We start from the raw sequence: 17,157 nt of genomic DNA, 5'->3' as shown, positions 1-17,157 counted from the left end.
CGCTACGCTCCCGGTTTGGCGGCGGGTTTCTCGGCATGTCCGCCGAACTCGCTGCGCATGGCCGACAGAATCTTGTTGGCGAACTCGGCGTCGCCACGCGAACTGAAGCGCTCGTAGAGCGCCGCGCTCAAGACCGGCGCGGGCACCGCCTCTTCGATGGCGGCCATGATGGTCCAGCGGCCTTCGCCGGAATCCGACACGCGGCCCTGGAATTTTTCCAGCGTCGGGTCGCCTTGCAGTGCATCGGCCGTCAGATCGAGCAACCACGAGCCGATCACGCTGCCGCGCCGCCAGACTTCTGCGATTTCCGGCAATTCGAAATGATATTGATAGTACTCAGGATGCCTGAGCGGTGTCGTCTCCGCATCGGTGTCGCCCGAGCGCGTGCCGATGTCGGCATTGCGCAAAATGTTCAACCCTTCGGCGTAGGCGGCCATCAGGCCGTACTCGATGCCGTTGTGCACCATCTTGACGAAATGCCCCGCGCCGTGCGGCCCGCAATGCAGATAGCCTTGCTCCGCGGTGCCGTGGTCCTGGCGCCGGACCGGCGTGGCCGGCGCGGCGGCGGCTCCGGGTGCCAGGGCAGTGAAGATCGGGCGCAGATGCCGGATGACGTCCTTCTCGCCGCCGATCATCAGGCAATACCCGCGCTCCAGTCCGAACACGCCGCCGCTGGTGCCGACGTCGACATAATGCACGCCGCTCGACGCCAACATCCTGCCGCGCCGGATATCGTCCCGATAGTACGAGTTGCCGCCATCGATCACGATGTCGCCGGGCTCAAGCAGGGGCATCAGCCTGGCCAACTCGTCGTCGACCACCGCAGCCGGCAGCATTAGCCAGACCGCGCGCGGCTTGCCAAGCCGCGACACCAGATCCGCCAGCGATTGCGCGCCCACGGCGCCTTGCGCCTGCAGCGCCTCGACGGCTTGCGGATGCACGTCGTGCACGACGCACTCGTGACCATGGTTCATCAGGCGCCGCGTCATATCGCTGCCCATGCGGCCCAAGCCAATCATGCCGAGTTGCATCGTCAAGCTCCTTGAAATTATGAGAACGGGCGCGAATGGCCGCAAGGCGCTGCCGCATGAACCGCGGCAGCCATCAAAGACCGGCGAGCTTCGCGCAGTGCCGACGCGCTTTTCCTGGGGGGACCCGCTTGACGCGCATCGTTGCGGCCTCGCAAGACGCAGCGCAGGCGCGTGGCAACCGCCTCTATACGATACGGTAAGTTGAATACCTATTATGTACGCTGCCGAACAAAGGCGCTGTAACGAATCGTTATTGTGGTTGACACGCTCCGATTCGTGCCTGCCCCGGTGGCCGGCGCGCGCCGGACAGTGCAATATCCGCGACGTCGGGCCGTCGATAACACGGCCCGGCAAGCGATGCGCGAGCGGAAAAAAGATGCTCCGCCAACGGAGCATCGATGGGATGGGAGGCGCTAGTGCGACGCGCAGGTCAAGGCCGCGATCAGGGCACCCAGTGTCCGCGAATCCAGACCCAGCGATAGCCGTTCCATCGGTAGTGGCCGCGAACCCAGTGATAGCCGGGCACCGGTGCGACTGGCACCACTTCGACACGCGGCGCGGGTTGGGGCGGACGCGCGGGTGCCACGACACAGCCGCCGAGCGCGGCACAGCTGGCCAGCGCAACGCACCAGCGGGTCATGCGGGGACAATTCATAGAGATGCTCCTGGCGGGTATGAAAAAACTCAGGTCCGTATCAAGTCGCGCGGCGCGCCGCGCATATCGGCCGCGGGAAACAGCGTGCGTGCGACTCGTTCGGTATCCAATCCCAGGCTCTGTGCTGCCGTGGCGGCGATCAACGCATCGAGCGCGGTAGTCGGCTTGAGATCCCGGTTCTGATACAGGGCGCCGGCGCCGAGTCCCGGCCAGTCTCCCAGAACCCGTCCGCCCTTGAGCGCGCCGCCTACCAGCATCGCCACCGCGCCAGTGCCATGGTCAGTCCCGGTCGTGCCGTTGGCGGCGGCAGTGCGGCCGAACTCCGTCGCCACCAGCACCGTGGTGTTGCGCCATACGGGGCCCAGCTGATCGCGCAGCGCCGCGAGCATCGTGTCGAGCGCCTTCAGGCGCGCGGCCAGACGCGGATTCTGCGCGTCGTGCGTATCCCAACCGCCGGTCTCGATCATCGCGATGCGCGGGCCGTCGGGGCGTGCCAGAAACTTCGCTGCCAGCTTGCCGAGCCCCGCCGGGTCCTGCCGCGCGTGCATGTCGCCGGCCAGCGCGCGTGTTTGCATCGCCGAGGCCCACAATGGGTGCAGTTGTGCATCGTGCTGGTAGAGCTGTGATACGCGCATGAGCAAATCATCGGGGGCCGATGGCAATGCCGACGGCGCATACGACGCCACTTCGACCTTGCCACGCAGCGCCAGCGGCACTGTCGGCGCCAGCGCAATCGCGCTCTCGCGGGTCGCGGGCAGCAGCCCCACCAGCCGATTGAGCCAGCCATCCTTGAGCTGGTAGGGCGCGGTGCCACCGCTCTCCAACACGTTTTGGCCATCAAAATGCGAGCGCTGCCGATAGGGCGAGGCGACCGCGTGCACGAACAGCGCCTGCCCGGCGGCGTACATCCTGCCTGTTTCCACCAGCGACGGATGCAGTGCGAACAGGCCGTTGAGCTTGATCGCGGAGGCCGCGTCGATTGCCAGCTCGGCACGCAACCCCGCATAGGCCGGATCGCCATAGGGCACCACGGTGTTGAGTCCATCGGCGGCGCCGCGCTGGATCACGAAAACGAAACGATGCTCGGTCTGCACGCTGGCGAACACCAGCTGCGGCGAGACCAGTATTGCCCCAGCGCCGGCGGCGGTGAGCGAAACAAATCTGCGACGGGACACCATGGCGGTCATCTCCTGAGAAAATCCGGCGACACCAACAGCAACGCCAAGCCGGTGGCGGCCGTATCGGCATGGGCGACGGCCGCCGCGGTCGACGGGCTGAGCGAGCCGAGCAGCAGCGTTTTGCCCAGGGATCGCGGGTCGCGCCGGTCGCCGACCTGAGCGGCCAGACGCCGCGCGAACTCGACGCGGCGCACCAGTGCGTCGGGCGCGGCCCAACTGGCCGCGATATCGTCATAGCCGGCGGGCGAGCCCGGCTGCCAGACCGGTTGTCCCAACTGGCGCAGCAGCGGCGCGGCGTGCATCTGGCCCAGATGCGCAAAACCCAGTCCGCGAAGCGATGAAATCGTCCACTCCCACGGGGTCTTGAATTTTTTTGCGGCAGGCGACCACGCCTCGGGCGCCTCGACCAGGGTCCGATAGACCGCCGGCAGGTCGCCGCGACTGCGCAGGAAAGTGTCGGCCAGACGGGCCACCAGGGCCGGCGGCGGCGTGTCCGCGACAAAATGGCGGGCGAGTTCCTCGGCCAGGTGATGCGCGGTGGCCGGCGACGCGGCGAAGTCGCGCAGAATCGCCAGCGGCTGCGCCTCGCCGGCCTGGCCGTAGGTCCGCCCCATCACGTGACGCACGCCGGGTTCGTGCAGTGGCGCCCGGAAAATGAAGGTGCCAGGCGCATGTCCGATACGCTCGGCTTCTGCCGGTCGGACGATGCTCCAGCCGGTGAGCGCGCGCGAGAACTCGGTCACGTCGGCTTGCGTATAGCCGCTGCGCACCCCGAGAGTATGCAACTCCATGATTTCGCGGCCGAGATTTTCGTTCAGCCCAAACTTGCGTCCGGGGTGCAGCGCCTGGGCACGCCGTGCTGCCATGCTGTCGGGCCCGATCGAGTTCGTCTGGTTCAAAAAAATCTGCATGGCCGGATGCTGCTCGACTGCCAGCAGCATGTCTTCGAAACGTCCGAGCACATGCGGCCTGATCGCCTCGGTCTCGAAGGAACCGGCCAGCCCCGCCACGGCAGGATTCTCGACCGATACCGCGAAGTGATTAGACCAGAAGTACACCAGGCGCTCGACGAACGGCGCCGGGGTGACCAGCGCGTTCTCGACGCGTGCGTCGACGGCGGCGCGGTACGTCCCGCGCATGGTCTGATTCAGCGCTTTTCTGGCGGCTACTTTGTCGGCCGCGGCGCTTTGCCGGATTTGCTGCCGGCGCGTACCAAGATCGGTCGCCAGGGCCACGCTGCCGGGCTGGGCCGCCAGCGCTGGCGGCGATCTCTGGTAGGTGTCGAACTGGCGCAACAGCCATGCCTTGGGTTGTTGCGGCGCCGCTTCGTCAGCCCGGGCGCCGAGGCCGAAGCGATTGACGGCAATCGCCGCGGCCGTCATGCCCGAGGGGTTGGTCTCGTCGATCATAAAGGCGCTCCTTCGGCCGGTTGTTTGACCATTAAACGCGGCAGCGCGAAGAATCCGTCGCCACCGCCGCGATCCGGATCAGTTGCGCGGAGGCTGCCGCTTTGGCGGTTGCCGCCACTGGCCGCTGCGCGAGAGGCCTTCGGCAAACAACTTGCGCTCCTCGGGCGTCAGGCTCGCGGCATAATCCACCACGCTGTTCTCGACACGCGTGCGCAGCGCCATGTCGGCCTGCCGGGTGCGTTCGAGCGCGGCGTCGAGCGCGTTGCGGTCGAGTTGGGGCGCGCCCAGCAAGGCAAGCACTTCGCGGCGTCCTTCGCGTCCTTGCCGCGCAAACTCTCGTCCGTCCTTGCGCGCGGCCTTGAGAGCGGCGATAAACGCCTGCTGGCGCTGCGCCGGCAGCTCATCGGCCGCGAAGCGCAGCGCGTAGCGCGGCGGCGCATGCGCGACGAGGCGAGGGCGGTGCGCGGTTAGCCATTGGTAGCCGCCGCCGACGATGCCGCCGAGCAAAAAGGCGTTCAGTATCAGCGAGCCCACCAACACGAGCTTGACGGTCCGATCGTTCATCATCCCCCCCATTGCTGCACCGAGCCGCTGAAAGAGGTCAGCGGCTCGCCTGCGTAATGCCCCGCCGGCGGCTCGTTGCTCACCAGGAAAAGCGACACGATGAGCGCGCCAGCCAATGCGCCGGCAACACCCGCACCCGCGAAAATGGCGCTCGACCACCAGAGCTGGGCGCGCTCGATCAGCATGCGCCTGGGTGCGCCGGCGACAATGCGCCGCATCAGCGCGCCATCGGGTGGCGCGACGCGATCCTCGGCGAGCCAATCATCGAGGCTGGCGGCCGCCGCCAGCATGCCGTCGGCAGCAGCGCGATGTTCGGCGGCCCACCGCTGCGCGCCGGCGCGTTCGTCGTCGGGCCAGTGGCGCGGATCGGCGCCATAGGTCTCGACAAGGGTCTGAAATCTTTCTGGAGTCATGGCAATTCTCCCCCGACACCCTGTAGTTGTGCGCGCATGCCCCGCCGGGCCCTGGCGAGCAGGCTCTCCAGCGCCTCGACGCTGACGTTCATCAAACTTGCCGCCTCGATGTTCGACATTTCCTGGTAGTAGCACAGCACCAGCGCCTCGCGCTGTCGCACTGGCAGCGCGGCCAGCGCCGCCTGGACCCGCGCGCCGCGCGAGCGCGCCTCCCACGCCAGATCGGGCGGCGCGGCGGGGTCGGCCCCATCGGGCATTTCGTCGCGCGGCTCCTCGCGCTGCCGCCGCAGGCGGTCGTAGCACAGGTTGAGCGTCACGCGGTGCAGCCACGTATCGAACCTGGCCTCGCCCTCGCGCCAATGCGGCGCCTGTTTCCACACTCGCGCAAATACATCTTGCGCCACGTCTTCGGCTTCCATCCGGTCCCCCAATAGTCGGGTCGCGAGCGCGAGCAGCCGCGGCAGTTTCTGCGCGACCATGGTCCGGATTGCTGCCGGATCTTGTTTTCCGACACGTGCCACCAAATCCGCGTCAGGATCTCGTTCGCTCAATGCTGTTATTCCCGCGCCATACATCGCGCAAAGGGTGGTTGTTCAAGTAGCGTCCAGTCGATCGTACCCGACCGGCGACGCGGGCATCCCCCGGCGCCGCAACCCGCCGGCCGGACGGCACTGGCTCGCGGCGATCAGTACACCACGACCCGCGGCCGGTAATAGACCGGCCGCGCCGGCACGACGACGCAACCGGCCAATGTGATCATCGCCAGGGCCAGAATCAGTACGGTTTTCATCATCTTCGCTCACTTGTCAGTGGTTCAACAGCTGTTGCGCGACCTCCCGGCGCCGGCCTCAACGGGCCCAATGACCCTCGATCCAGCGCCAGTAAGGACCGCGATGGACCCAATGACCGGGCACCCAGTGGTATCCGGCATGGCGCAGCCGCCAGTGCCCGGGCACCCAAATATAACGGCCTTGCGCCCAGCGCCAGTGGCCGCGCTGCCAGACATAGCCCGGGCGGGGCGCGGGCATGATTTCCACGCGTGGGGGCGGCGGCGCGACAGGCGCGACGATCACGGCTTGGGCAAAGACTGCCGAGCTAAGCAGCAGCGCTGCCGTCGCGACGACTGCCTTCGAGCGTATAAGCATTTTCATGAACATCTCCCGAAAGATTCATATCGTTAATCGGGCAAGCGTCATATGGCCCGTCTTTTCGATTAAACGGCGCAAACCGGCCAATCCGTCGCGAGCGGCTGAATTTTTTTGATGGCGTATGCGTGCCGGTCTTTGCAAGGCCGACGATGGAACGATTGGGAGCGGGGAGCAGACAGGCGCGGCGGGCCCTATGGCTCGCGCTTTCCGGGCTCCACGACGCCCTGCGCGGACAGCTCGATGATCTCTGCGGTGATTTCTTCCTGGCGCAAGCGCCGGTATTCGCCGGTCAGCTCAGCCAGTTTGGCCCGCACGTTATGCTGGGCCGAGGTCATGGCGAACAGGCGGGCCTCGTTTTCGGCCGCGAAGGATAGCAGCACCGCCTCGCATAACTGCGTATAGACATACTCCTCGGCCAGCCTGGCGAGCAGGCGGGGCAAGGGCAGGGTGGTCAGCGGGGCCTGGCCCGGCACGCCGCCCGCGAAGCGCGAGAAATCGAACGGCAGCAGCGTCTTGCTGACGATTTCGATCGGTTCGACAGCCTGCGGCGTGGCATGCAGCAACGTGACCTCATCCATCCCGCCGCGCGCCAGTCGACGATACAGCGCGTCGGTCAGACGGTCGCCCAATCCCGGCATCTCGCTGGCGTGGGCAATCATCGGCGCGCACCAGCCGACCCGCATGCGGCGCGACCTGGCGATCAGCGCGCCGCGGTCGCCGACAAAGAAATATTCGGTCGGGCGCGCGCCGGCTTGACGCTCGGCGGCCCCGACCAGATGCTCGTTGAACGCGCCGACAAAACCCTGCTCCGCGCATAGCACGACCACGATCCGGCCGCCGCCTGTTTGGGTGGCGCGCGGTGCTCCCGCCGGACCAGCCTGCTCCAGGGCCAGCGCGGCGCCGATCGCCTGCGCGATGGTGCCGGCACAGGTGCGAATCCCGTCCAGCCGCGCGCGAGCCTCTCTGGCGCGTGCCGCGGCGATGCCGCGCATCGCTCCGACCACGGCGGCCAGATCCTGAACACTGTCCAGGCGGGCCTGCACGTCGCTGAGTCTGTCGCTCATTGCGCGGCCGCACCCGCTGGGGGTTGACGGCCTGCCTCGCGCATCAAGTCCTGCACGATCCGGTCCATCTGCGCGCGCGCGGCGCCCGCCTCATCGCCGCGCACAGCGCCGGCCAGCAGTCTCTCGCGCGCGGCCGCGATGCAGGTCGTCGGCAGCGGATCGAACAAGCCGTCGGCCAGCGCACCGAGCAGCGCGATCTCCAGCGTTTCGGGCAGCGGTGAAAAACGGGCTTGCCGGATCAATGCGCGAATGCGCTGGCCACGCACGATCTGGGCACTGATGCGGGCGTCAGTGATGCCGCCAAAGCGGGTGAACATCTCCAGTTCCTGGAATTGCGAGTAATCCAGCCGCAGACGGCTCGACGCGTGGCGCAGCGCTGCCGTCTGAGCCTTGCCGCCGACCCGGCTCACGCTCAGGCCGACGTCCACCGCGGGCCGCTGGTTGGCGGCGAACAGGCTCGCATCGAGCACAATCTGTCCGTCGGTGATGGAAATCAGGTTGGTGGGGATATAAGCCGACAAATTGCCGGCGTCGGTTTCCGCAATCGGCAGCGCGGTCACGGACCCGCCGCCGAGCTCTCCCGATAGCTTCGCCGCGCGCTCGAGCAGGCGGGCGTGCAGATAAAAGATATCGCCGGGATAGGCCTCCCGGCCCGGCGGCTCGCGTGTGAGCAGCGCCAGTTCGCGGTGCGTCGCGGCATGCTTGGTCAGGTCGTCGATCACCAGCAGCGCGTGCTGGCCCCGATCGCGAAAATACTCGGCTATCGTCATGCCGGCGAACGGCGCGATCCACTGCAGGCCTGCCGGCGCCGCCGCCGAAGCGACCACGAACACGCAACGCTCGGGCGCACCGTGACGGCGCACTGCATCGATCACGCGCTGCACCGCCGTGGCCCGCTGTCCGATCGCGACATAGACGCAGATAACGTCGGAATCCTTCTGGTTGACGATAGTGTCGACCGCGATCGACGTCTTGCCGGTAGCGCGATCGCCGATGATCAGCTCGCGCTGGCCCCGACCGATCGCGAACAGAGCGTCGATCAGCAAAATGCCGGTGGCCAGTGGCTCGCTCACGAGGTCACGCTCGATGATCGCGGGCGCGGCCCGCTCGACCGGCATGAAAGCGGTCTCGCCAAGCGGCTCGTCGCGGTCCAGCGGCCGCCCGAGCGGGTCCACCACGCGGCCCAGCAAGCCCGATCCAACGGCCGTCCGGACCACCTCACCGGTGCCGCTCACGCGCGCGCCGGCACAAATCGCCTCGCCCTCGTCGAGCAGCACCACGCCGATGGCGTCGGCATCGAGCGTCAGGGCGAAACCGAATTGTCCGCTCTCGAAACGCAGCAACTCGTTCAGGCGCACCTCGGGCAGGCCCGAGACCAGCGCGATGCCGTCGGCCACGTGTTCGACGCGTCCGATACTTCGTGCTTGCGGCGCGAAGTGCAAACGCGCCAGGGTTGCGCGGTTGCGTGCCAGCCAGGCGTCATCGACCGCATCAGTCATGAGATGCCTCACGATCCTGCAGTTCGGCCTGCAGCAGCGACAAATCAGCCCGCAAGCTATTGCGCACGATGGCATGCGGCGCTTCGAGCTCGAACCCGGCGAGCACCGCCGGATCGACGCCGAGCGACAGCACCGCCTCGTGCCCAAGCGCAGTGCTGAGCGCGCGACGGCAATCGGCCTGTTCGCCGGCACTCAGGATGCGCGCGGCAACCAGTCGCAACGGCGCATCGGCGCGACCCAGCGAGGTGCGCAATTCGCCAGGCAGCTTGGCCAGTTCCGCCGCGAGGCCGTCGATGAAACCGGCCACGCGCGCTTCCGGCGGCAGCCGCTCGAGCAGCTTGGCGGTTACCTCGAGCGCAAACTGCGAGGCGCGGCGGGCGTCGGACCGCGCGGCCTCGCGCCGGGCCGCCGCGATCTCGGTATTGGCGGCGGCGCGCAACTGATCCGCCTCGGCGTGAGCCGCGGCGATCAATGAGGCCTTGAGCGCCCCGGCCTCGGCAGCCGCTTCGTCCAGCGCCTTACCGCGTTGCTCGGCCACGCGTGCGGCATCGGCCTCGGCCTGCTGGCGGGCGTCGAGCGCGGCGTGCCGGGCGGCCTCGGCGTCGGCCAACAAGGCTGCGGCCGCGCGCTGACGCTCGCCGACGATTTTTGCGATCGGACGGAACAGAAAGCGCGCCAGCAGCCACACCAGCACCAATGCATTGATGGCCTGCAGCCCGAGCGTCCACCAATCGATGTGCATGACGTCTCCGGACTCACTTGACGAACGGGTTGGCGAACAGCACCAGCAACGCCACCACCAGGCAATAGATCGCCATGGTCTCGATCATCGCCAGCCCGACGAACAGCGTGCGGGAGATCGTACCGGCGGACTCCGGCTGGCGTGCGAGCGCGTCCATTGCCGCGGCAACCGCCCGCCCTTCGCCGAGCGCGGGGCCGATCGCGCCGAACGACACAGCGATCGCCGCGGCAAGAATGCTGACGACTTGGATCAGATTGTTCATGACATTCCTCGTTCTTTATCCGCCTGGGCGGGCCGGCTCTCGTCCAGCGCCGCGCCGATGAAAACCATCGCCAATACCGAGAAGATGTACGCCTGCACCGCGCCGGTGAGCAAGTCGAGCGCCATCAACGGTATCGGCACCAGCAGCCCCGCCAGCGACAGCACGATGCCGACGATAAACACCCCGCTCATGACGTTGCCGAACAGCCGTACGATCAGCGAAAAAGTGCGCGTCAGCTGCTCGACCAGGTTGAGCGGGATCATGATCCAGGTTGGCTCGGCGAAGGTGCCCAAATAACGGCGCAGGCCGCGCGCGCGCACGCCATAGAAAATCGTCGCGCAGAAAACGATCAGCGCCAGCGCCACATCGGTCTCGATATGCGCGGTCGGCGGCTCGACACCGGGCAGCAGCGACGACCAGTTGCAAGCAAGAATCAGCAGGAAGAGGGTGCCGATAAGCGCGCGATACTGCGCCGGTTCGGCCTGCATGGTGCCGCGAATCTGTTCATCGATCGTGCCGACCAGCAATTCGAACACGGTTTGGGCTTTCGACGGCGCCAATCTCAGGTGGCGCGTCACCAGCGCCGCGCCGGCCCACAGCACTGCCATCACGACCCAAGTCGTCACCACCGGCGTGGAGATGGGCACCGGCCCGAAATGAAACAGCGGCTGCGTCGCGAGCGGGGAAGAGATCATGGCCGGTCTCCTCGGTGAGGGGCACTGCGCACAACCTCCTGCGCCGCCTCGCGGGTGTTTCGCCGCAGCGCGCCGCGGCGCGCGAGCAGCAGGCCGGCCGCGCCGCCGAGCAGCACCCATGCACCGAACCTGGCAAGCACGAAAAATATCAGAGCCAGCAGTGCCAGCCGGCCCGCTTGCAGCAGCAGCGCCTTGCCGGCCGCGCCTGCGGTGAACAAACGCACCGTCTGGCGCAGCGTGGCAAAGTGCAGCATGCCGGCCAGCCAGCCGGCCGCGCTGCCGGCGACGATCGCCGGCAGCTGCGCCGGAATTGACGTGATCACGATTTCCCTCCGGTTTGCCGGTGCATCCATTTCCACGCGAACCACAAGCCAAGCGCCGCGCCCAGCATCAGCAACGGCGCCGAGAAGAACACGCCAGTCGCGAAGCGGCGGTCAAGCCAGCGGCCGGCAGCCAAGCCAAGCAACGTCGGCATGACGATGGTCCAGCCAAGAATGCCGATCTGGCCCAGTCGGCTACCCAGCGACGGCTCCGGCTCATCGCGCCGGCGCGCCTCGCGCCGCAATGCCTCGCGCGCCGCATGCGCGACCCGGTCGGCCGGTGCCTCGGCGTGCTGTGGGGGGATGTCGTCGCTCGGATCCATGGGACACAACTTCATTCAGTTGGCAGACCCGCGCCCGGCCCAGCCGGCCGCGGCCCGGATGCCCGGACAGGCCGCAGGTAGCGCAGCAGCTGGCGCACCGCCTGGGCGTGCAGGCGGGTCTGCTCGGCGCGCGCCCTGCGCTGTGCATCGAGCTGTCTAGCCCGCGCGGCGTGAACTTCGACCTCGAGTGCTTCGAGCGATTCGCCAAGCAGGCCGTCGCGGCACGCGACGCTCACGCGGTAGCCGTCGGCCACCTGCAGCACGCCTTCCTCGACCGCGCAGAAATGCGATACGCCGTCGCTGCCATGCCAGCGCAGCACGGTCGGGCAGAGCACCGTCAGAAACGCGGCATGGCCCGGCAGGATACCGAAGCTGCCGCTCTCGTCTTCGGCTCGCAGCGCAGTGATCGCATCTCCCTCGAACAGCACGGCGGCCGGCGTGGCGATGCTCAGGTGCAAGGCGCGGCTCATGATGCGGACGCTGAGGCCGGTGCCGCGCCTGCTGCGGCCTGCCGCTGCTCCTTCTCGCGTGCCTCGTCGAGCGTGCCGACCATATATAACGAACTTTCCTGCCAGTCGTCGCATTCGCCCGCCAATATCGCCCGGCAGCCGGCCAGCGTATCGGCGATCGGCACCGCGCGACCCGGCACGCCGGTAAATGCCTCGGTCACCGCGAACGGCTGCGTCAGGAAGCGCTGCAGACGGCGCGCGCGGCCAACGATACGGCGATCGTCGGCGCCCAGTTCTTCGACGCCGAGCAGCGAAATGACGTCCTGCAACTCCCGGTAATGCTCGATGACCTGTCGCACCTCGGTGGCAACCGCGGTGTGCTCGGCACCGACTACCAGCGGGTCGAGCAGAATCGACGAAGACGCGATCGGATCGATGGCCGGATACATGCCTTCGGCGGCCATCGTGCGCGATAGCACCACCATGCTGTCGACGTGCGCGGCGATGGTCGTCACGGCCGGGTCGGTAAAGTCATCGGCCGGCACATACACGGCTTCGATGGCCGTGACAGACACTTGCCCGACCGAGACGATGCGCTCCTGCAGCGCGGCCACCTCGCTGGCCAGGGTCGGCTGATAACCGACCCGCGACGGCAGCCGCCCCAACAGGCCGGAGACTTCGGCGCCGGCCTGCACGAAGCGAAATACGTTGTCCATCAATAGCAAGACGTTTTGATGCCGTTCATCACGAAAATATTCGGCGATCGTCAATGCCGTGAGCGGCACGCGCCACCGCGCGCCGGGCGGCTCGTTCATCTGGCCATACACCAGCACGGTGCGCGGCAGCACGCCGGAGCCACGCATCTCAAGCAGCATTTCGTGTCCCTCGCGGGAGCGCTCGCCAACGCCAGCGAATACCGATATGCCCTGATAGCGTTCGACCATCGCGTGGATCAACTCCATCACCAGCACTGTCTTGCCTACCCCGGCGCCGCCGAACATGGCAGCCTTGCCGCCTTGCGCGAGCGGCGCGAGCAGATCGATCACCTTGATGCCGGTAGCGAAGATTTCGGTCACGCCGCCTTGCGCGGCCAGCGGCGGCGGCTCGCGGTGCATCGGCCGGCGCGGCACGTCTGGCGGCAACGGCTCGCCGCGGTCGCCTGGCGTGCCGGTCACGTCGATCAAGCGGCCCAGCATGGCGTCGCCCACCGGCACCGCAATCGGGCCGCCGTGCGCGCGCACGGCCGCGCCGCGCGGCAAGCCGGCGGTCGACTGCAGCGCAAGCGCGCGCACGGTGAGCGCATCGAGATGGGCCTGCACTTCGGCGAGAATCGTGCCATCGCCTTCGGTCTGCACCGTAAGCGCTTCTTCGATCCGAGGCAGCGCCGCCTCGTCGAAGGCGATATCGATCACCGCGCCGCGCACCGCCGTGACGCGGCCACGCGCGATCGAGGGGGAAGCTGCTTCAGGCAGGACGGTCAAGACTGGTCTCCACGAGCCACCGGGCAAACGGGCGGCCGCTATTTCTGCAACACATAAGTGCCTGGTGCGGCCGGTAACGCTCGGCTGGCGCCGCCGGCGCCGAGCGGCGGCGGCGTCACAGCCTTGGGCGCCGAATGCGCCTTGAGCCAATCGGTCCACGCCGGCCACCAGGAACCGTCCTGCGGGTCATGGGCCGCGACCCACTCGTCGGGGCCAACGCGCAGTTGGTGGGCGGCAGTATGTCCGTAGCGAAAATGCCGGTGAGCATGGCCGGGTTCGCTGACGATCCCGGCGTTGTGTCCGCCATTGGTCAGCACGAAGGTAACGTCCGCGTCGAGCAGCGTATGAATCTTGTAGACCGAGCGCCATGGGGCGATATGATCGTACTCGGTGCCGACCACAAAGGCCGGCACCCGCACGTTGCTGAGTGCGACGGCGCGTCCATCGACGCGATAGCGGCCGAACGCCAGATCGTTATCGAGAAACAGATGGTGCAGGTACTCCGAATGCATCCGGTAGGGCATGCGCGTGGAGTCGGCGTTCCACGCCATCATGTCCGTCATCTGCGTGCGCTCGCCCAGCAGATAATCGTGCACGATGCGCGACCAGATCAATTCGTTCGAGCGCAGCCACTGGAAAGCCCCGGACATCTGGCGCGCGCTCAAATATCCCTGCGACCACATCATGCTCTCGAGAAAATAGACCTCGCTGTCGTCGATGAACAGTTGCAATTCGCCGGGCTCGGTGAAATCGGTCTGCGCGGCGAACAGCGACAATGTAGCCAGACGCGCGTCGCCAGCGGTGGCCATGGCGGCCGCGGCAATCGACAGCAGCGTGCCGCCCAGGCAGTAGCCGGTGGCATGGATCTTCCGCTGCGGCACGATTTCGCTGACCGCATCGAGCGCGGCCATCACGCCGTCGCGCCGATAGTCTTCCAGGCTCAGGTTACGGTCCTGCGCCGTTACGTTGCGCCACGAAATGCAAAAAACCGTGTGCCCTTGCCCGACCAGATAGCGTATGAGCGAATTGTGCGGCGACAAGTCGAGGATGTAGTACTTCATGATCCAGGCCGGCACGATCAGGACCGGCTCTGCGCGCACCGTGCGCGTTGCCGGAGTGTATTGGATCAGTTCAATCAGGTGATTGCGGAACACGACCTTGCCCGGGGTCACCGCAAGATTCTCGCCAACGACGAATTTTTCGAGCCCCACGGCCGGCAAACCACTCATCTGGCGCTGCACATCCTGGAACGCATTGCCCGCGCCTTTGAGCAAATTGGCGCCGAACGTCGAGGCCGTGCGGCTGGCAACGTCAGGATTGGTGAATGGGAAATTCGATGGAGCGATCAGATCCAGCCATTGCCGCGCGCCAAACGAGACCATATCCTCGTGATGGTGCGTGGTGCCCGGCACATCTCGCGTGGCCTGCCGCCACCACTGTTCGGCCAGGAGAAATGCCTGTTGCCAATAGCGATAGGGCTCGCTTTGCCACGCCTGCGATCGAAAACGGCTATCACCCGCTGTCGGTTGCAGCGCCGTCGGCGCGCCCTCGTTGCACGCGAGCTGAGTGCTGTAGTTCGCCATCTGCTCGAGTGCCTTGGCAAACGACGCAGCCAGCTCGAGTTGCTTGCCGGGTGCCGCGGCCAGATGAATCCCCCAGTCGGCCAGGGCGAGCAGCAAAGCCGCCGGCGACAAACCCGAGGTCAGGCGCGCAATGAATGCCTCTTTCGCATGGTCGAGCGCACGAAACGGGAGGTCCGGCGCCAGCGACGGGTCTTGGTGCGAATGCCTGGCATGTTCGGCTGATGCGGAGCGGGCAGGGATATCCATCGAATTTCCTTCGGCAAATTGATGTTCGGTGCGGCGACCAATATCGGCTCTCATCATGCACCACACCCCCTGTTGCTTGCATCAGGGTGACGGATTCTTTTGATGTACATCATAAATGCCGTCGGGTAGGGCGCTACGATGGTTCACGCTCGCGCAGTTGCGCAATCACCCGATCGCCATGCCGTATGAGGCCGGCTCGGCCGCAACTGGGGCAGAGCGCCCATTTACCAATGCAGCCGGAGGCCATCATGGCAAATCTCACCCGTTTCGATCCCCTGAGTTTCGACGAGCCCTTTGAAAACCTCGTGCGCAATTTCTTTTGGAAACCAGTTGCGCTGGAAGCGTCGAAGAAAATGCAAATCAAGCTGGACGTCAAGGAAGACGACAAAAATTACACGGTGCGCGCCGACTTGCCCGGCGTGGCCAAGGAAGACATCAAAGTGTCGGTCGACGGCAATCAGGTCGCGATAAGTGCCGAAACCAAAAAGGAAACGGAAGAGAAGAAAGACGGCGATTACGTTCACCGCGAACGTTATTACGGCAGCGTGTATCGCAGTTTCTCGCTGGCGCAGGCAGTCGACGAAGCAGGCGCGCAGGCGTCCTACCGCGACGGCGTGCTGGAGCTGGTGCTGCCCAAGCGCGCCAGCGGCCAGAACAAGCAGCTGACGATTCAGTAAGTCGACCTGTATCCGCGCGAGGCCCTGCTGCCGCGCGGCAGCAAGGCCTCGCGCGTGCTGTGCTTTCTTATGCGAGCACCGAGCGCAGGCCGTCGATGTCGACGATGCGGATCAGTTTTTGCTGCAGTTCGATGAAGCCGGCGTCCTGAAAGCGGGAGAAAATGCGACTCACCGTTTCCATTTTCAGGCCTAAATAGTTGCCGATTTCCTCGCGCGTGACGCGCAGGTGAAATTCCTTCGCCGAATAACCGCGCTCGGTCAGGCGCTCCGACAGGTCGAGAATGAACGACGCCAGCCGCTCCTCCGCGCGCATATTGCCCAGTACCATCAGCAACCTGCGCTCGCGCGCGATTTCCTCGCCGAGAAACTGGTGCACCATGTGCTGGATCGACGGGATTTCGTGGCTCAACGCCTCCAGGCGATGGAACGGGATCACGCAAACCTGGCTATCTTCCAGCGCGATCGCATCGCATGCATGCTGCTGCGTGCTCAGTCCATCGAGTCCGAGCAGTTCGCCGGCGATCTGAAAGCCCATGACCTGCTCACGGCCGTCGGGATTGAACAACAGGCTTTTGAACGAGCCCGCGCGCACCGCATAGATATTCTCGAACGCGTCGTCGGCCCGATAGAGCGCGTGTCCGCGCCGCACCGTGCGCCGTACCGACACGACCGTATCGAGCTTCTCGATATCCTCGCGCGTGAGCCCTTCCGGCAGGCAAAACGCGCTCAACAGGCACGACGTGCAGCGCAGCGCCGCCGCCGTGTCCGATACCGGATGCAGATGGTGAATCTGGCGAACCGGCAGATTCATGAGCGTCGCCTTCGCGGAAGGACAGGGGGGAGCAGAGGTCACGGGCAGGGGCATGATAGGTTCCATTTCGGTGAAATAAGCTATTGCGCGATGCGCGAGGACAACACGCCGACGATATCGAGCAGTGTTGCCAAGCCGGCGGTCTTGTCTATGAAGTAGGCGGCACCCGCTCGCAGGCAGATGTCCTGGATATGCTGCTGCGCGTGATTTGTCATCACGATCACCACCACCGACGGCAAGTGCCGGCGCAGGTACTCGAGCACCATCAGCCCAGTGCCGTCGGCCAGCGTCAAGTCGAGGATCACCGCATCCGGCGCGGCGCTGTCAAGTTCGGCAATCGCCTGGCGTACGGTCGCGGAAAACCCGCTCACGCGTATTGCCGGCAGCATCGCGAGGCGTTCGATCAAGCGATCCCGGATCATCGGGGAATCTTCCACGACATAGATGCGGAACAGCGGCGAGGTGGCGGTAGTCATGCGTCCAGTATGGGGTTCTACGCCGGAACCCCAGAAAATTCCGTCATTCCACATTGTGAACGTCAATCGGTTTGTTGCCTGACGTGCCGAGCGAGTAACTCAGTCGGTAAATGCCTGCCCGAACTGCCGTG

Annotated in this window: 21 protein-coding genes; 1 reads left to right on the top strand and 20 read right to left on the bottom strand. The window is 66.1% G+C overall.

The genetic code is table 11. The annotated features are described in order from the left end of the window. Positions 1–2 precede the first annotated feature (2 nt). The 18 genes from gnd to EPN80_RS14470 form a co-directional block, all read right to left on the bottom strand. On the bottom strand, positions 3–1,031 hold the full coding sequence (gene gnd / locus EPN80_RS14555) for a phosphogluconate dehydrogenase (NAD(+)-dependent, decarboxylating) (protein ID WP_293028627.1): 1,029 nt from the start codon (positions 1,029–1,031) through the stop codon (positions 3–5). Between the two features lie 442 nt (positions 1,032–1,473). Next, positions 1,474–1,686 (bottom strand): hypothetical protein, encoded by a 213-nt coding sequence (locus tag EPN80_RS14550; protein WP_293028624.1) that lies wholly within the window; start codon positions 1,684–1,686, stop codon positions 1,474–1,476. Between the two features lie 29 nt (positions 1,687–1,715). Further along, positions 1,716–2,873: a DUF1501 domain-containing protein gene (locus tag EPN80_RS14545; protein WP_293028621.1), complete on the bottom strand. Its 1,158-nt coding sequence runs from the start codon at positions 2,871–2,873 to the stop codon at positions 1,716–1,718. Next, positions 2,870–4,273, bottom strand: coding sequence for a DUF1800 domain-containing protein (locus EPN80_RS14540; protein ID WP_293028618.1), 1,404 nt, complete (start codon positions 4,271–4,273; stop codon positions 2,870–2,872). Before EPN80_RS14540 ends, EPN80_RS14545 begins: the two co-directional genes overlap by 4 nt. 78 nt (positions 4,274–4,351) lie before the next feature. Further along, the gene (locus EPN80_RS14535) at positions 4,352–4,837 is read right to left on the bottom strand and encodes a periplasmic heavy metal sensor (protein ID WP_293029126.1); all 486 of its coding nucleotides are present in this window, start codon (positions 4,835–4,837) and stop codon (positions 4,352–4,354) included. Continuing rightward, the gene (locus EPN80_RS14530; protein ID WP_293028615.1) at positions 4,837–5,250 is read right to left on the bottom strand and encodes a hypothetical protein; all 414 of its coding nucleotides are present in this window, start codon (positions 5,248–5,250) and stop codon (positions 4,837–4,839) included. The genes EPN80_RS14535 and EPN80_RS14530 overlap by 1 nt, the downstream gene beginning before the upstream one ends. Then, positions 5,247–5,801 (bottom strand): RNA polymerase sigma factor, encoded by a 555-nt coding sequence (locus tag EPN80_RS14525; RefSeq protein ID WP_293028612.1) that lies wholly within the window; start codon positions 5,799–5,801, stop codon positions 5,247–5,249. Before EPN80_RS14525 ends, EPN80_RS14530 begins: the two co-directional genes overlap by 4 nt. 297 nt (positions 5,802–6,098) lie before the next feature. Further along, on the bottom strand, positions 6,099–6,401 hold the full coding sequence (locus EPN80_RS14520) for a YXWGXW repeat-containing protein (RefSeq protein WP_293028609.1): 303 nt from the start codon (positions 6,399–6,401) through the stop codon (positions 6,099–6,101). 188 nt (positions 6,402–6,589) lie between these two features. Beyond that, positions 6,590–7,462 carry a FoF1 ATP synthase subunit gamma gene (locus EPN80_RS14515; RefSeq protein ID WP_293028606.1) on the bottom strand — a complete coding sequence of 291 codons (873 nt, stop codon included), beginning with the start codon at positions 7,460–7,462 and terminating at the stop codon, positions 6,590–6,592. Then, positions 7,459–8,961 (bottom strand): F0F1 ATP synthase subunit alpha, encoded by a 1,503-nt coding sequence (locus EPN80_RS14510; protein WP_293028603.1) that lies wholly within the window; start codon positions 8,959–8,961, stop codon positions 7,459–7,461. Before EPN80_RS14510 ends, EPN80_RS14515 begins: the two co-directional genes overlap by 4 nt. Further along, a complete protein-coding gene (locus EPN80_RS14505) occupies positions 8,954–9,703 on the bottom strand; it encodes a F0F1 ATP synthase subunit B (protein WP_293028601.1) in 750 nt (249 codons plus the stop codon). Before EPN80_RS14505 ends, EPN80_RS14510 begins: the two co-directional genes overlap by 8 nt. Positions 9,704–9,716: 13 nt before the next feature. Further along, positions 9,717–9,965: a F0F1 ATP synthase subunit C gene (locus EPN80_RS14500; protein WP_047213835.1), complete on the bottom strand. Its 249-nt coding sequence runs from the start codon at positions 9,963–9,965 to the stop codon at positions 9,717–9,719. Next, positions 9,962–10,660, bottom strand: coding sequence for a F0F1 ATP synthase subunit A (locus EPN80_RS14495; protein WP_293028596.1), 699 nt, complete (start codon positions 10,658–10,660; stop codon positions 9,962–9,964). The genes EPN80_RS14500 and EPN80_RS14495 overlap by 4 nt, the downstream gene beginning before the upstream one ends. Beyond that, positions 10,657–10,983 (bottom strand): ATP synthase subunit I, encoded by a 327-nt coding sequence (locus EPN80_RS14490; RefSeq protein WP_293028593.1) that lies wholly within the window; start codon positions 10,981–10,983, stop codon positions 10,657–10,659. Before EPN80_RS14490 ends, EPN80_RS14495 begins: the two co-directional genes overlap by 4 nt. Continuing rightward, positions 10,980–11,303, bottom strand: a complete 324-nt coding sequence (locus tag EPN80_RS14485) for an AtpZ/AtpI family protein (RefSeq protein WP_293028590.1) — start codon at positions 11,301–11,303, stop codon at positions 10,980–10,982. Before EPN80_RS14485 ends, EPN80_RS14490 begins: the two co-directional genes overlap by 4 nt. An 11-nt stretch (positions 11,304–11,314) precedes the next feature. Further along, positions 11,315–11,773 carry a F0F1 ATP synthase subunit epsilon gene (locus tag EPN80_RS14480; RefSeq protein ID WP_293028587.1) on the bottom strand — a complete coding sequence of 153 codons (459 nt, stop codon included), beginning with the start codon at positions 11,771–11,773 and terminating at the stop codon, positions 11,315–11,317. Next, the gene (atpD, locus tag EPN80_RS14475) at positions 11,770–13,233 is read right to left on the bottom strand and encodes a F0F1 ATP synthase subunit beta (protein ID WP_293028585.1); all 1,464 of its coding nucleotides are present in this window, start codon (positions 13,231–13,233) and stop codon (positions 11,770–11,772) included. Before atpD ends, EPN80_RS14480 begins: the two co-directional genes overlap by 4 nt. Before the next feature lie 38 nt (positions 13,234–13,271). Next, complete coding sequence (locus EPN80_RS14470) at positions 13,272–15,062, bottom strand: alpha/beta fold hydrolase (protein ID WP_293028582.1); 1,791 nt, start codon at positions 15,060–15,062, stop codon at positions 13,272–13,274. Between the two features lie 248 nt (positions 15,063–15,310). Between EPN80_RS14470 and EPN80_RS14465 the strand changes: the two genes are divergently transcribed. Then, on the top strand, positions 15,311–15,739 hold the full coding sequence (locus EPN80_RS14465) for an Hsp20/alpha crystallin family protein (RefSeq protein WP_293028580.1): 429 nt from the start codon (positions 15,311–15,313) through the stop codon (positions 15,737–15,739). Between the two features lie 67 nt (positions 15,740–15,806). Here EPN80_RS14465 and fnr read toward each other — a convergent pair whose 3' ends face one another. Together fnr and EPN80_RS14455 are read right to left on the bottom strand one after the other, a co-directional pair. Then, complete coding sequence (gene fnr, locus EPN80_RS14460) at positions 15,807–16,550, bottom strand: fumarate/nitrate reduction transcriptional regulator Fnr (RefSeq protein ID WP_293028578.1); 744 nt, start codon at positions 16,548–16,550, stop codon at positions 15,807–15,809. 80 nt (positions 16,551–16,630) lie between these two features. After that, positions 16,631–17,026 (bottom strand): response regulator, encoded by a 396-nt coding sequence (locus tag EPN80_RS14455; protein ID WP_293028573.1) that lies wholly within the window; start codon positions 17,024–17,026, stop codon positions 16,631–16,633. Positions 17,027–17,157 lie beyond the last annotated feature (131 nt).

The organism is Pandoraea sp. (genome assembly GCF_004297875.1).
Classification (GTDB): Bacteria; Pseudomonadota; Gammaproteobacteria; order Burkholderiales; family Burkholderiaceae; genus Pandoraea.
The sequence above is the reverse complement of the archived record's forward strand: the minus strand, read 5'-3'. Positions and strand labels throughout refer to the sequence as shown.